The sequence below is a fragment of the Ruegeria sp. AF2 genome (assembly GCF_056542025.1).
The window spans coordinates 1,455,350-1,468,183 of the sequence record NZ_JBQFZC010000001.1; the positions used below are offsets into that span (position 1 = coordinate 1,455,350).

13 protein-coding genes and 1 tRNA gene are annotated in these 12,834 nt (G+C 57.0%); 10 read left to right on the top strand and 4 right to left on the bottom strand.

Features of this window, described 5'->3' with window-relative positions; genetic code table 11:
• Positions 1 to 8 precede the first annotated feature (8 nt).
• Genes ACR0NM_RS07170 through ACR0NM_RS07180 form a run of 3 tightly spaced genes read left to right on the top strand, consistent with a single transcriptional unit; the run spans position 9 to position 2,871 of the window.
• Positions 9 to 848: a carbohydrate ABC transporter permease gene (locus ACR0NM_RS07170; protein ID WP_170393445.1), complete on the top strand. Its 840-nt coding sequence runs from the start codon at positions 9 to 11 to the stop codon at positions 846 to 848.
• Positions 845 to 1,879 carry a Gfo/Idh/MocA family protein gene (locus ACR0NM_RS07175; RefSeq protein ID WP_480613796.1) on the top strand — a complete coding sequence of 345 codons (1,035 nt, stop codon included), beginning with the start codon at positions 845 to 847 and terminating at the stop codon, positions 1,877 to 1,879. Before ACR0NM_RS07170 ends, ACR0NM_RS07175 begins: the two co-directional genes overlap by 4 nt.
• Entirely contained in the window at positions 1,876 to 2,871 is a 996-nt protein-coding gene (locus tag ACR0NM_RS07180; RefSeq protein WP_170405045.1) for an ABC transporter ATP-binding protein, read from the top strand. The genes ACR0NM_RS07175 and ACR0NM_RS07180 overlap by 4 nt, the downstream gene beginning before the upstream one ends.
• Before the next feature lie 27 nt (positions 2,872 to 2,898).
• Here ACR0NM_RS07180 and ACR0NM_RS07185 read toward each other — a convergent pair.
• Positions 2,899 to 2,985 (bottom strand) — tRNA-Leu (locus ACR0NM_RS07185).
• Positions 2,986 to 3,114: 129 nt separating this feature from the next.
• Between ACR0NM_RS07185 and ACR0NM_RS07190 the strand changes: the two genes are divergently transcribed.
• Positions 3,115 to 3,774 (top strand): DsbA family oxidoreductase, encoded by a 660-nt coding sequence (locus ACR0NM_RS07190; protein WP_170610165.1) that lies wholly within the window; start codon positions 3,115 to 3,117, stop codon positions 3,772 to 3,774.
• Between the two features lie 39 nt (positions 3,775 to 3,813).
• The gene (gene lipB / locus ACR0NM_RS07195; protein WP_170610163.1) at positions 3,814 to 4,470 is read left to right on the top strand and encodes a lipoyl(octanoyl) transferase LipB; all 657 of its coding nucleotides are present in this window, start codon (positions 3,814 to 3,816) and stop codon (positions 4,468 to 4,470) included.
• 314 nt (positions 4,471 to 4,784) lie between these two features.
• Here lipB and ACR0NM_RS07200 read toward each other — a convergent pair whose 3' ends face one another.
• Together ACR0NM_RS07200 and ACR0NM_RS07205 are read right to left on the bottom strand one after the other, a co-directional pair.
• Positions 4,785 to 5,720, bottom strand: coding sequence for a cation diffusion facilitator family transporter (locus ACR0NM_RS07200; protein ID WP_480613798.1), 936 nt, complete (start codon positions 5,718 to 5,720; stop codon positions 4,785 to 4,787).
• Between the two features lie 486 nt (positions 5,721 to 6,206).
• Positions 6,207 to 6,626, bottom strand: coding sequence for an HIT family protein (locus ACR0NM_RS07205; protein ID WP_170610159.1), 420 nt, complete (start codon positions 6,624 to 6,626; stop codon positions 6,207 to 6,209).
• A gap of 278 nt (positions 6,627 to 6,904) precedes the next feature.
• Between ACR0NM_RS07205 and ctaD the strand changes: the two genes are divergently transcribed.
• The 4 genes from ctaD (at position 6,905) to ACR0NM_RS07225 (ending at position 10,969) form a co-directional block, all read left to right on the top strand.
• Positions 6,905 to 8,563, top strand: a complete 1,659-nt coding sequence (ctaD, locus tag ACR0NM_RS07210) for a cytochrome c oxidase subunit I (RefSeq protein ID WP_170393460.1) — start codon at positions 6,905 to 6,907, stop codon at positions 8,561 to 8,563.
• 162 nt (positions 8,564 to 8,725) lie between these two features.
• Complete coding sequence (locus tag ACR0NM_RS07215) at positions 8,726 to 9,754, top strand: bestrophin family protein (protein ID WP_170405037.1); 1,029 nt, start codon at positions 8,726 to 8,728, stop codon at positions 9,752 to 9,754.
• Between the two features lie 83 nt (positions 9,755 to 9,837).
• A complete protein-coding gene (locus ACR0NM_RS07220; RefSeq protein WP_170393465.1) occupies positions 9,838 to 10,437 on the top strand; it encodes a 2-hydroxychromene-2-carboxylate isomerase in 600 nt (199 codons plus the stop codon).
• A 46-nt stretch (positions 10,438 to 10,483) separates the two neighbouring features.
• On the top strand, positions 10,484 to 10,969 hold the full coding sequence (locus tag ACR0NM_RS07225) for a DUF2244 domain-containing protein (protein ID WP_170510555.1): 486 nt from the start codon (positions 10,484 to 10,486) through the stop codon (positions 10,967 to 10,969).
• Here the strand turns inward: ACR0NM_RS07225 and ACR0NM_RS07230 are convergent, their stop codons facing one another.
• A complete protein-coding gene (locus ACR0NM_RS07230; protein ID WP_480613801.1) occupies positions 10,970 to 11,452 on the bottom strand; it encodes a GatB/YqeY domain-containing protein in 483 nt (160 codons plus the stop codon).
• 182 nt (positions 11,453 to 11,634) lie between these two features.
• Here ACR0NM_RS07230 and carA point away from each other — a divergent pair, with 182 nt between their 5' ends.
• On the top strand, positions 11,635 to 12,801 hold the full coding sequence (gene carA / locus ACR0NM_RS07235; protein WP_170393471.1) for a glutamine-hydrolyzing carbamoyl-phosphate synthase small subunit: 1,167 nt from the start codon (positions 11,635 to 11,637) through the stop codon (positions 12,799 to 12,801).
• Positions 12,802 to 12,834: the final 33 nt, after the last annotated feature.

The window sequence follows — 12,834 nt, forward strand, 5'->3', positions numbered from 1 at the left end:
ATCGCCGGATGAATAAAGCTCGCCATAACCCGCTGAACACGGCCGCCATGCATGGGGCGTTGATCCTCTACACGTTGATTGCCCTGTTCCCGGTCTTCGTGATCATCATCAACAGCTTCAAAACCCGCCGCTCGATTTTCCGCGAGCCACTCGCCCTACCCGATGCCGAAAGCTTCTCGCTGATCGGTTACCAGACGGTGATGAAACAAGGGGATTTCTTCCTTTATTTCCAGAACTCGCTGATCGTGACCGTGGTGTCGCTGGCCTTCGTTCTGCTATTTGGCGCCATGGCTGCCTTTGCCCTGAGCGAGTACAAGTTCAAAGGCAACACCCTGATGGGCCTCTATCTGGCCCTTGGGATCATGATCCCGATCCGCATCGGCACTGTTGCGATACTTGAGATGATGGTTGCCACCGGGTTGGTGAACACCCTCTGGGCGCTGATCCTTGTCTATACTGCACAAGGGCTGCCGCTAGCCGTGTTCATCCTGTCTGAATTCATGCGGCAAGTCTCGGACGATCTGAAGAACGCAGGCCGCGTCGATGGGCTGTCCGAATACACCATCTTCTTCCGGTTGGTTCTGCCGCTGGTCCGCCCCGCCATGGCAACGGTCGCCGTTTTCAACATGATCCCCATCTGGAACGACCTCTGGTTCCCGCTGATCCTTGCCCCGGCCGAGGAAACCAAAACACTGACGCTGGGCAGCCAGGTCTTTATCGGCCAGTTCGTCACCGACTGGAACGCGGTTCTGTCGGCGCTCAGCATGGCGATCCTGCCGGTGCTGGTGCTCTATGTCATCTTCTCGCGCCAACTGATCCGCGGCATCACTTCAGGAGCTGTGAAATGACCAAAGTTCTGATCGCCGGCCTCGGCAATATGGGGCTGAGCCACGCTTTGGCCCACCACAACCACCTGGACGCGCAGATTGTTGGGTTGGTGAACCGATCCGGTCGCGTCGACCATCCTGACCTGTCAGGCTATCCGGCTTATTCAGATTTTCAGGCAGCTCTGACTGAAACCAACCCGGATCTGGTGGTTGTGGCGACCTACTCCGACAGCCACGCCGATTTCGCCTGCGCGGCGATGGAGGCCGGGGCGCATGTATTTGTCGAAAAGCCGCTAGCGACCACTGTGGCAGATGCCAAGCGTGTTGTCGAAAAGGCCATTGAGACCAACCGCAAACTGGTGATCGGTTACATCCTGCGACACCATCCTTCGTGGATGCGCCTGATTTCCGAGGCGCGCGACCTCGGCGGGCCGTATGTGTTCCGCCTGAACCTCAACCAGCAAAGCAGCGGGGCCGATTGGGAAACACACAAAGCTCTGATGCAGACCACCTCGCCCATCGTCGATTGTGGTGTGCATTATGTCGACGTGATGTGTCAGATCACTGACTCCGACCCCGTGCGAGTCCACGGCATGGGCCTGCGCCTAAGCGATGAGATCGCCGAAGACATGTACAACTACGGCCAGTTTCAGGTGGTCTTCGAGGATGGCTCGGTCGGCTGGTATGAGGCCGGTTGGGGCCCGATGATGTCCGAAACTGCGTTCTTCGTGAAAGACATCGTGTCGCCCAACGGCTCGGTCTCGATCACCGATGGCAACAAGGGCGCATCCGCCGATATCGACGGACACACCAAGGTTGGCGGCCTTCTGGTCCATCGCCCCGATGGCGACCAGACAATCGACATGCCCGATGAGCCCGGCCATCAGCAGCTCTGCGATGCCGAACAAGCCTATATGCTGCGCGCCATCGCCGAGGACATCGACCTGACCCGCCATATGAACGACGCCGTGCAATCGCTGGCCATCTGTCTAGCTGCCGATGAAAGCATCCGCATTGGCCAACCCATTTCGCTGAAAGAGGCACGCACATGACCGCCCTGACGCTGACAAACGTGAACAAGTCCTTCGGCACTGTCGAGGTACTGAAAGATATTAACATCGAAGTCGAAGACGGAGAATTCGTCGTCTTCGTCGGCCCCTCCGGCTGCGGCAAGTCCACCCTGCTACGCGTGATCGCGGGGCTGGAGGACGTGACCTCGGGCGAAGTGCGCATTGGCGGAGAGGTGATGAACCTTACGCCCCCCTCGAAACGCGGCATCGCGATGGTGTTCCAAAGCTATGCACTCTATCCCCACCTGAATGTGCGCAAGAACATGTCGCTGGCACTGAAACAGGAAGGCCAGAGCAAGCAGGTCATCGAAGAACGCGTCGCCAAGGCCAGCAAGATGCTGAACCTTGAGCCCTATATCGACCGTTACCCCTCAGAACTGTCAGGCGGCCAGCGCCAACGTGTCGCCATCGGGCGTGCCATTGTGCGTGAACCCAAACTGTTTCTGTTTGACGAACCCTTATCCAATCTGGACGCCGCCCTGCGTATGAATACGCGACTGGAAATCGCCAATCTGCATCAGCAGCTCGATGCATCGATGATCTACGTCACCCACGACCAGACCGAGGCGATGACGCTCGCTGACAAGATCGTCGTCCTGCGCGACGGGCGCGTTGAACAGGTTGGCAGCCCGATGGAGCTATATAATAACCCCGCCAACCAGTTCGTCGCGGGTTTCCTTGGCGCTCCGTCGATGAATTTCTTCCCCGCCAGCGTGATCGGCGACAGCGCGGACACAACATTGGGCATCCGCCCAGAGGACTTGTACTTATCCGACGAAGGCCCCCTGACCGCAAACGTGACCCATGTTGAGCATCTGGGTGGAGACACAAACGTGATCGCGATGATGCAAGATCACCAGATCACCGCGCGCCTGTTCGGCCAGCATCAGGTCAACGCTGGTGAATCCGTCCATTTCGGCTACGCCCATGATCGAACCTATCGCTTCAACCAACAGGGCGCCCGTCTCACCTGACAATTTCGGGTAACGATTTCAGGATGTTGGTGCGGTCGAGAAGACTCGAACTTCCACGGGTGTTACCCCACAGCGACCTCAACGCTGCGCGTCTACCAATTCCGCCACGACCGCACTGCCAATGACTTGGTAGAGGGGCGTATAGACGCTGAGCCGCGCGATGTGAAGAGGCAAAAACACAGCCGATTGAAATCACGTGCTTTAGCCATATCTAACCGCGATACAATGCAATCTGGAGCAGCCATGCCCTCGCCCGATCCCCGCCCTACCGTGCAGATTGATGTCGTCTCGGATGTGGTCTGTCCGTGGTGTATCGTAGGTTTTCGTCAACTCGATGCCGCACTAAAGGAAGAGAATGTGCTGGCCCGATTGCGCTGGCATCCGTTCGAACTGAACCCCAACATGGGGCCAGAGGGACAGAATCTGAGGGAGCATATTGCCGAGAAATATGGCACGACGCCCGAACAAAGCCAGCAGGCGCGCGAGCGTTTGACTGCGTTGGGTACTGAACTTGGGTTCACTTTCAATTTCACTGATGACAGCAGAATCGTGAACACCTTTGCCGCGCATCAACTGCTTGACTGGGCGGAAACACAGGGGCGTCAGCATCCGCTGAAACTGACCCTGTTCGAAACCTATTTCACCAAGCAACAGGATGTCTCTGACGTCGAAGTGTTGATGGGCGCGGTCGAGACGGCCGGGCTCAACCCGGAGGCGGCGCGAACCGCACTTGAATCAGGTGCGCATGCCCAACCGGTGCGTGAAAAACAAGATTTCTGGACCAGCCGAGGCATCTCGGGCGTGCCTTCGATGGTGTTTGGAGGGAAATATCTGCTGACCGGCGCACAGGGCACGGACACTTATGCGCAGGTCCTGCAACGCTGCCTGGCCGAGGCCGCCTGACCCCTTCCCCCTGCCCCGCAGACGGTCTAAGGAACGAGCATGGAATGGAAGACTACCGACGGGCTGATCGACTACGACGAGGCCACTGCCTTCATGGAGGCGCGCGTTGCCGCGATTGCAGCGGGTGAAGCGGCCGAATGCATTTGGCTGTTGGAACACCCGCCGCTTTATACCGCTGGGACTTCTGCCAAGCGAGAAGATCTGACCGATCCGGATCGCTTTCCGGTCTATGAAAGCAAGCGCGGTGGACAGTACACCTATCACGGCCCCGGTCAGCGCGTTGTTTACGTCATGCTTGATGTGGGCAAACGCGGTCATGATGTGCGCCGCTTTGTGCAGCAGCTTGAGGCATGGGTGATTGCGGCTCTGGCCGAGTTCAATGTCACCGGTGAGATCCGCGACGGCCGCGTGGGCGTCTGGGTGCAACGGCAAGACAAGCCGCTGACGATCAACGGCCAGCCAGCCGAGGACAAGATCGCGGCCATCGGCATTCGCCTGCGGAAATGGATCAGCTTTCACGGCATCTCAATCAATGTCGAGCCGGACCTGTCACATTTCACCGGAATCGTGCCCTGCGGAATTCAGGAACACGGGGTGACCTCACTGGTCGATCTTGGGTTGCCGGTGACCATGGATGACGTCGATGTTGCGCTAAAAAAGACCTTTGATGAGGTCTTCGCCACCGAGGGCGCCTAGTTTATAGGTGATTCCACGTATTCGGACAGATCTGGCCAGAATACGCAAAAGACAATGCTAGTATTTGGGGCACTCTGTTTCGAAAATCATTCAGAAAATTCCTTTGAATGGCCTCAATTCGCCTCAAATTCAGGGATTCTTCACATCCTCTCCTTACAAACGCCATCTGACCACATAGTATGTAATGACCGTTCATGAGTGAGTGGTGTGTTAACCGGTGATCTCAGGGCTGCCCTGCGAAATCCGTGAAAGTGTTTGGTTACGAGTCTGCCGTTCCGACCCCATATCGGAACGGCAATTCTCGTTTTAGGCCCCTAAATCTGTTGATGCCCAAATCGGGTTGATCCGACGCAAGCGTGCCCGCTGGCTTCGATTTCAAGCGTAACATGACCAAGCCCAAACTTGTTCTGCAGAACCTGCTTGACCATCACCCGGATATCCTCGGCACTATCTTGTGCGTCGGGTTTGATGACCAGATGCGCCGACAGCGCGGGCTCACGCTCCTGCATGCTCCACAGATGGATGTGGTGAACTCCTGCCACGCCCGATACGCCTTCAATGGCTGTGGCGACCTCTTCCGGATCCAATTCTGTTGGCGCGCCCAACATCAGAACGCGTATGGTTTCACCGATCTCGGATTTGACGTGCCAAAGGATGTAAAGTGAGATCATGATGGTGACCGCTGGGTCGACCCAAGTCCAGTTGAAGACAATTACAGCGGTACCTGCGACAATCACGGCGACGGACCCCAATGCATCGGCCACATTGTGCAGGAATGCCGCACGAATATTCATGCTGTCCTTGGACATGGAATAGGTCAGCATAGCGGTGACAAGGTCGACGACCAATGCGATCCCAGCGATCAAGACAACGATCCAGCCATTAACCGGCTCGGGCTCGACAAACCGCATTACGCCTTCGTACAGCAGATAGACCGACAGAACGATCAGTGTTGTGTAGTTAACCAGCGCCGCTACAACCTCGGCCCGGCCATACCCGAAACTCATACGCGCGTTCGCGGGTCGACGAGCGATCTTGCGAGCAAAGAATGCGATGACCAGCGCAATCGCATCTGACAGGTTGTGCAAGGCGTCCGCAATCAAGGCGAGCGAACCTGAAATAACCCCGCCCACAATCTGTGCCAGCGTCAAGAACATATTGACCGCGATGGCCCAGGCAACGCGCGCATCTCCGGCCTGCGGATCAACATGCGCGTGGCTGTGCCCTTTGTGGGAATGCTGATGAGCCATTTTAGTGTGTCCTATTTACTGAATCACCATGCTACATAATTCCTCTAGTGACTAGAGGTTCAAGGGGGTGTTTTCGAAAATGAATGCAATCGGGGCTCCCTCATTTCGCACTGGATTCAAAGCACCTACGATCCGGTTCTGGACTTCTACCGCCGTTCGAACCTACTGCGGGTAATCGGCGCCGCTATGACGAAACCGCGCTGCGGCGGTTGCAATGCGTACGCCATGGCCAAGATCTGGCCACCCGCTGGCCCAATTAGAGGCTTTGCTCACACTCGAAAGTGCAAATGGAAAAACTTGAACCGGGCTAATGAAATCGCCGGACAGCAGCCTGATGTTTTACGAGTCCGGATCGCACGCATGAAATGAATGGAACAAGACTGATCCGTATTCCTCAGGTCTGCGACGGGCAGCGCTGTTACGCAAGTGTCGTGCTCCATGCGTTTGGCGATCACGACGCCTGCGACAGCTCGCTTCGAAGGTGGATCAGGTCAGTGCCGCGCGGATCTTGTCGGCGTGTTGAGCAATCAGGTCAAAATCGCCCATTTTACCGGGCGGGCGTATCGAGACGCCCTCGTGGCGCGGCAATACATGCACATGAAGGTGAAATACCTCTTGCCCGCCTGCGGCCTCATTGAATTGCTGAACGGTGACGCCATCAGCGTCAAACGCTTCTTTCACAGCGTGAGCCATCTTCTGTACCGTCGCCATCACCGCTGCCAGTTGCTCGGGCGTTGCATCCAGCATGTTGCGACAGGAGGTTTTGGGGATCACCAACAAGTGCCCGTCCGCCCGGGGCATGATATCCATCAGCGCGACGGTGTCGTCGTCTTCATACACACGGTTTGATGGGATTTCTCCGCGCAGGATCTTGGCAAAGACATTTTCGGGATCATAAGCGGTCATTACAGGCCTCCGGTGTTGGACTTACCCGTTGTTCTGAGGCGCCGCTTGATGCGGGTCAAGCGGGTTTCCCCGTCACCACTTGTAATCGCGGACTGAATCCCCAAATCCCTCGCATCCGAGGTCAGATTATCGCGCAGCACAGTCTGCCCGCGACAATTAATCTTGATCCAGATCAAACTCGACCATTGAAGGTCGCCCCTTCGCAATCTAAAACCAGCAGGAATCCCGCGCGTTGGAGAGGTCCGACTGCGCGGTACAGTTGCAACAGGAGGCACCTAATGGCAGACGCAGCCATTCATGGTCACGAGCATGAAGATCAGCGCGGCTTTTTCACCCGCTGGTTCATGTCGACCAACCACAAGGACATCGGGATTCTCTACCTGGTCTTTTCGGCCCTTGCCGGTCTGATCTCGGTTCTGATGACTGTCTATATGCGGCTCGAACTGATGCACCCCGGTGTTCAGTATATGTGCCTCGAAGGTTTCATGGCCGATCCATGTACCCCCAACGGTCACCTCTGGAACGTGATGATCACCTATCACGGTGTTCTGATGATGTTCTTCGTGGTCATCCCTGCCCTGTTCGGCGGATTTGGCAACTATTTCATGCCGTTGCAGATCGGCGCGCCGGACATGGCGTTCCCGCGGATGAACAACCTGTCCTTCTGGCTGTATGTCGCTGGCACCTCGCTGGGCGTCGCCTCGCTGCTCAGCCCCGGTGGTAATGACCAGCTTGGTTCAGGTGTTGGCTGGGTTCTGTATCCACCGCTGTCGACGACAGAAGGCGGCATGTCCATGGACCTTGCGATCTTCGCCGTGCACGTATCGGGCGCCTCCTCGATCCTCGGCGCAATCAACATGATCACCACCTTCCTGAATATGCGTGCCCCGGGAATGACACTGTTCAAGGTGCCTCTGTTCAGCTGGTCGATCTTCGTCACTTCGTGGCTGATTCTGCTGTCGCTGCCGGTTCTGGCAGGTGCGATCACCATGCTGCTGATGGACCGCAACTTCGGCTTCACCTTCTTTGATCCGGCCGGTGGCGGCGATCCGATCCTGTATCAGCACATCCTTTGGTTCTTTGGCCACCCGGAAGTGTACATTGTGATCCTGCCCGGCTTTGGCATCATCAGCCACGTGATCGCGACCTTCGCGCGCAAACCAATCTTCGGCTACCTGCCGATGGTATGGGCGATCATCGCGATTGGTGTTCTGGGCTTTGTCGTGTGGGCGCACCACATGTACACCGTTGGCATGTCGCTGCGTCAGCAAGCGTACTTCATGCTGGCCACGATGGTCATCGCGGTTCCGACCGGCGTTAAGGTCTTCTCGTGGATCGCGACCATGTGGGGCGGCTCGATCGAGTTCAAAACCCCGATGCTGTTCGCCTTCGGCTTCCTGTTCCTGTTCACCGTTGGTGGTGTGACCGGCGTTGTGCTGTCGCAGGCCGGCGTGGACCGTGCCTATCACGACACCTACTACGTCGTTGCGCACTTCCACTACGTGATGAGCTTGGGTGCCGTCTTCGCGATCTTCGCTGGCGTGTACTTCTACTTCTCGAAGATGACGGGCCGTCAGTATTCCGAGTTCTGGGGCAAGGTTCACTTCTGGCTGTTCTTCATCGGCGCCAACCTGACCTTCTTCCCGCAGCACTTCCTGGGCCGTCAGGGCATGCCACGCCGCTATATCGACTACCCTGAAGCGTTTGCTCAGTGGAACTTCGTTTCGTCGATTGGTGCGTTCATCTCGTTCGCCTCGTTCCTGCTGTTCTTCGGCATCGTGATCTACGCCCTGCTGCGTGGTGCGAAAGAGACACGCCCGAACCCGTGGAACGAATACGCGGATACGTTGGAATGGACCCTGCCCACGCCGCCGCCTGAACACACGTTCGAGCAGCTGCCCAAGCAGGAAGACTGGGACAAGGGCCACGCGCACTAATCCCGCCATCCAAACCAAATTCAGCAAAGCCCCGCCCCGTGCGGGGCTTTGTGTTTTTTATGCCCCCAGTCCGCAACTTGCTGCACCCAACACGTAGACGCACCAAAGATCAGGCCGCTAGTATTTGCGAAAACAGCATAATCTAAGACGGGTGCGCGCCACATGATTCTCCATCACGGCATCACACTTCGGCAACTGGTCAAAGGCTCTGCCGGGTTCATTTGCATCGTCATGGCCTGGATACTCCTGCTTGAACTAGTGGATGAAGTTACTCCGCTTGAGTTGATCTCGAACTCCAGCCCACCGGTCACGATGCTGGGTTTGGCAGTGGCATTTTTTCTGGGTTTCAAGAACACCTCGGCCTATGGCCGCTGGGTCGAGGCCCGCAAGATCTGGGGGGACATCGTCAACGCCAGTCGCGATTGGGGCAACACGATCAGCAATCTGGTTCAGGCTGACGGCACGCCGCTTGCGCCCGAGATACGGCGTGAATTGCTGGAACGTCATATCGCTTGGCTCAACATGCTGGCATTTCAGCTGCGCCAGCCCGCAACGCATGGACGTGCCCGCCGCCCGTGGATGTTCGGACACAAACCGGTCGTGGACAAAATCGCGCTGCATCAGGAACCCGAATGCTGGCGCGATACCCAACTGGCGGCTGATTTGCCTCTGCTCGAAGGGAAATCCAACCGTGCCGCGTACCTGTTGTTTCTTCAGGGTGAGCGGCTTTCATCACTGGCGCAATCCGGCAAGATCGACCCCTATTGGCATGTGGCGCTGATGAACCGGCTAGCACGGTTTGCAGACGCGCAAGGCCAAAGCGAACGTATCAAGAATACCCCCTTCCCACGGCAGGTCGCCGAGGTCGGACGCATCTTCAGCTATATTTTTATCTTCATGTTACCGCTGGCGTTGAATGACCAACGCTCGATCACCGCTGGCATGGGCTACTCGGTAACAAAATCCGTTCTGCTTGACTGGGCAGTCTTTGCTCCGATCGGAGCGTTGGTTTGCTGGATTTTCTTCGTGACTGAACGGGTCAGCGCCTCGATGGAGGACCCGTTCGAAGGCGACGTAACCGATGTTCCGATCTCGTCCATCTGCCGCATGATCGAAATCGACCTGCGCCAGATGACTTCCTGCGGCACTGCCCCTCAGCCGACAGAACCCATCGATAAAGCGTTACTTTGACCATTTAAATTGGGCAAAGATCGAAAAAACCTCCGTTTTGCGGTATTCTGGTTGGCAAAGCCCCTTTTGACAGGAGCCTTGCAATGCCCGAGATCGACTTTTGGTATTCAATCGGCAGCACTTACAGTTTTCTGACCATCACGCGCCTGGATGGCTGGTGCGAAGAAAACGATGCGACGGTAACCTGGCGCCCCTTCAACGTGCGCACGGTGATGTCGGAACAGCAAAATATACCCTTCGCGGGCAAACCGGTGAAGTCGGCCTATATGTGGCGCGATATTGAGCGGCGCGCCGCAAAATATCACATCCACGCCAAACTTCCCGCCCCCTATCCAATTTCTGACCTGGCGCTGGCAAATCAGGTGGCTTTGCTGGGCATGCAGGACGGCTGGGGCGCGGGGTTCACGCAAAATCTTTATCGGATCTGGTTCGAGGACGGGATTGAAGCCGGTAGCGAAAGCGCCATTTCCGAAGCCCTGCTTCGGTGCCAACAAGATCCACGCCTGATGCTTGCCCGTGCCCGCAGCCCGGACGCTGTTGCAGCCTTGGAGGACGAGACAAACAAGGCCATCAAACTGGGGGTTTTCGGCGCACCCAGCTTTGTTGTCCGCGACGAAGTGTTCTGGGGCGATGACCGGCTGGACGATGCCCTGTCATGGGTCCGCGTCGGCCACGTTGTCTGACTGATTTTTGCTTCGACATTGCGCCGGTCTGAGCTAGGTTCTCGCCATGCCTTATCAATGGACAGAAAACTCGGACGCTGAACAGGAACTGCGGCTTTGGCCGCACAACTCCTTGCCACCACGTGGTGCAATGACCGTCATCTTGTCGGTGTTCCTGTTCGGACTGATCCCGCTGCTGGCGATGTTGGGTTCGATCGTCCTGTGGGGTCTGCTGCCGTTCCTACTGCTGACGGTTCTGGGCCTCTGGTTGGCAATCCAGACAAATTATCGCGCGCGCAGCGTGTTCGAGGTTCTGACCTTAGGCCAGACGCAAGCCCACCTTGTGCACCACCACCCAGACAAGGGCGATCAGGAATGGACCTGCAACCGCTATTGGGCCCGTCCTGAAATGCACACCAGCGGTGGTCCGGTACCCCATTACGTAACGCTGATCGGCGATGGGCGCGAAGTTGAGATCGGCGCGTTCCTGTCCGAGGACGAGCGGATCGCGCTGTTTGATGATCTGAGTCAGAAACTGCGCAAATCGACGTGACTAAGCGCCGTTCGAGTTAGCGCAAAGATGATCTTTGACCATCGGTCCTACTTTGCCGAAATCCATCTGACCGGTATAGCGCGACTTCAACTCGCCCATCACCTTGCCCATATCGCGGATTGAGCCCGCCCCAGTAGACGTGATGGCGGTCTGAATGGCCTTGCTAACCTCGTCGTCGTCCAGCTGTTTGGGCAGGAATTCCTCAATCACCTCAACCTCGCGCAGTTCCCGCGCGGCCAAATCAAGGCGTCCGCCCTCTTCGTAGGCGCGTGCGCTTTCCTTGCGCTGCTTGGTCATTTTACCCAGAATTTCAAGCACTTCGGCATCGCCGCAGCCTTTGGTCTCTTCATTGTCAGAGGCGCGCGAAGCAATATCACGATCCTTGATCGCCGCATTGATCAGGCGCAGTGTCGAAAGACGCTCGGCGGCTTTGTCTTTCATAGCTTGCTTCAGGGCAGAGTTCACCCGTGATCGCATATCCATATGGTCTGTCCATCCCCATGGCAAAGGAACCCTGACCATATCGAAACAAAAAGGTTGGTACAACAGTGGACATTAATTGTAACTCATTGATTTTTAACAATAGCCCAAAATTTGAACAGACTTGACCCTAGCGTATAACCAACTTAGTTATGCGCCCGTTTACCTTACAGGAGAGTCGCGCCATGGCCCAGAACGCCCCGTCCAAGCCCACCGCATGTCTGGCGTTGGCCGATGGAACCCTGTTTTACGGTGTGGGCTTCGGCGCAACCGGTCAAACCGAGGCCGAGTTGTGTTTCAACACCGCCATGACGGGCTATCAAGAGATCATGACCGATCCTTCTTATGCGGGCCAGATCGTGACCTTCACTTTCCCGCATATCGGCAATGTCGGAGTGAATCCCGAAGATGACGAAACCGGCGACCCGGTGGCAGCCGGGATGGTGGTCAAATGGGACCCGACCGAGCCGTCGAATTGGCGCGCGACAGAAGAGCTAAAAAGCTGGTTAGCCCGACGTGGTCGCATCGCAATCGGCGGCGTCGATACCCGCCGCCTGACCCGCGCGATCCGCCAGCAAGGCGCACCGCACGTGGCGCTAGCTCATGATCCCGAGGGAAACTTCGATATCGAAGCCCTGATTGCTGCAGCGCGTAGTTTTGCGGGTCTCGAAGGGATGGATCTGGCCAAAGAAGTCACCTGCGCCCAAAGCTATCGCTGGGATGAGATGCGTTGGGCTTGGCCCGATGGCTACCAGCGTCAGGAAGCTCCGATGCACAAGGTGGTCGCGATCGACTATGGTGCCAAGCGCAACATCTTGCGCTGCCTCGCCTCGGCGGGTTGCGACGTAACCGTATTGCCCGCCACCGCAACGGCTGCGGAGGTGCTGGCACACAAGCCGGACGGAGTGTTCCTGTCAAACGGACCCGGCGATCCCGCGGCTACCGGCGAATATGCAGTTCCAATGATCAAGGAAGTGCTGGATACAACAGATCTGCCTGTCTTTGGTATCTGCCTAGGTCATCAGATGCTGGCACTGGCGCTTGGCGGGCAGACGATCAAGATGAACCACGGCCACCATGGTGCCAATCATCCGGTCAAGGATATGGAAACCGGTAAGGTCGAGATCACCTCGATGAACCACGGCTTCGCCGTGGACGCGGAAACACTGCCCGATGGCGTAGTCGAAACGCATCGCTCTCTGTTTGACGGCTCGAACTGCGGTATCCGCATGACGGGCCGCCCGGTTTATTCGGTGCAGCATCATCCAGAAGCGTCACCCGGCCCGCAGGACAGTTTCTACCTGTTCGAACGCTTTGCCGCGGCGATGGCGGATCAAAAAGCACAAGCTTAAAGGCGAATTCAACAGCGTTAACCGTGTGTTAAC

Bases quoted from the DNA above. Each gene is read 5' to 3' on its own strand.
- ctaD (WP_170393460.1), top strand. From the start codon at position 6,905: ATGGCAGACGCAGCCATTCATGGTCACGAGCATGAAGATCAGCGCGGC.
- ACR0NM_RS07190 (WP_170610165.1), top strand. From the start codon at position 3,115: ATGCCCTCGCCCGATCCCCGCCCTACCGTGCAGATTGATGTCGTCTCG.
- carA (WP_170393471.1), top strand. From the start codon at position 11,635: ATGGCCCAGAACGCCCCGTCCAAGCCCACCGCATGTCTGGCGTTGGCC.
- ACR0NM_RS07225 (WP_170510555.1), top strand. From the start codon at position 10,484: ATGCCTTATCAATGGACAGAAAACTCGGACGCTGAACAGGAACTGCGG.
- ACR0NM_RS07170 (WP_170393445.1), top strand. From the start codon at position 9: ATGAATAAAGCTCGCCATAACCCGCTGAACACGGCCGCCATGCATGGG.
- lipB (WP_170610163.1), top strand. From the start codon at position 3,814: ATGGAATGGAAGACTACCGACGGGCTGATCGACTACGACGAGGCCACT.
- ACR0NM_RS07180 (WP_170405045.1), top strand. From the start codon at position 1,876: ATGACCGCCCTGACGCTGACAAACGTGAACAAGTCCTTCGGCACTGTC.
- ACR0NM_RS07175 (WP_480613796.1), top strand. From the start codon at position 845: ATGACCAAAGTTCTGATCGCCGGCCTCGGCAATATGGGGCTGAGCCAC.
- ACR0NM_RS07215 (WP_170405037.1), top strand. From the start codon at position 8,726: ATGATTCTCCATCACGGCATCACACTTCGGCAACTGGTCAAAGGCTCT.
- ACR0NM_RS07200 (WP_480613798.1), bottom strand. From the start codon at position 5,720: ATGGCTCATCAGCATTCCCACAAAGGGCACAGCCACGCGCATGTTGAT.
- ACR0NM_RS07230 (WP_480613801.1), bottom strand. From the start codon at position 11,452: ATGGATATGCGATCACGGGTGAACTCTGCCCTGAAGCAAGCTATGAAA.
- ACR0NM_RS07205 (WP_170610159.1), bottom strand. From the start codon at position 6,626: ATGACCGCTTATGATCCCGAAAATGTCTTTGCCAAGATCCTGCGCGGA.
- ACR0NM_RS07220 (WP_170393465.1), top strand. From the start codon at position 9,838: ATGCCCGAGATCGACTTTTGGTATTCAATCGGCAGCACTTACAGTTTT.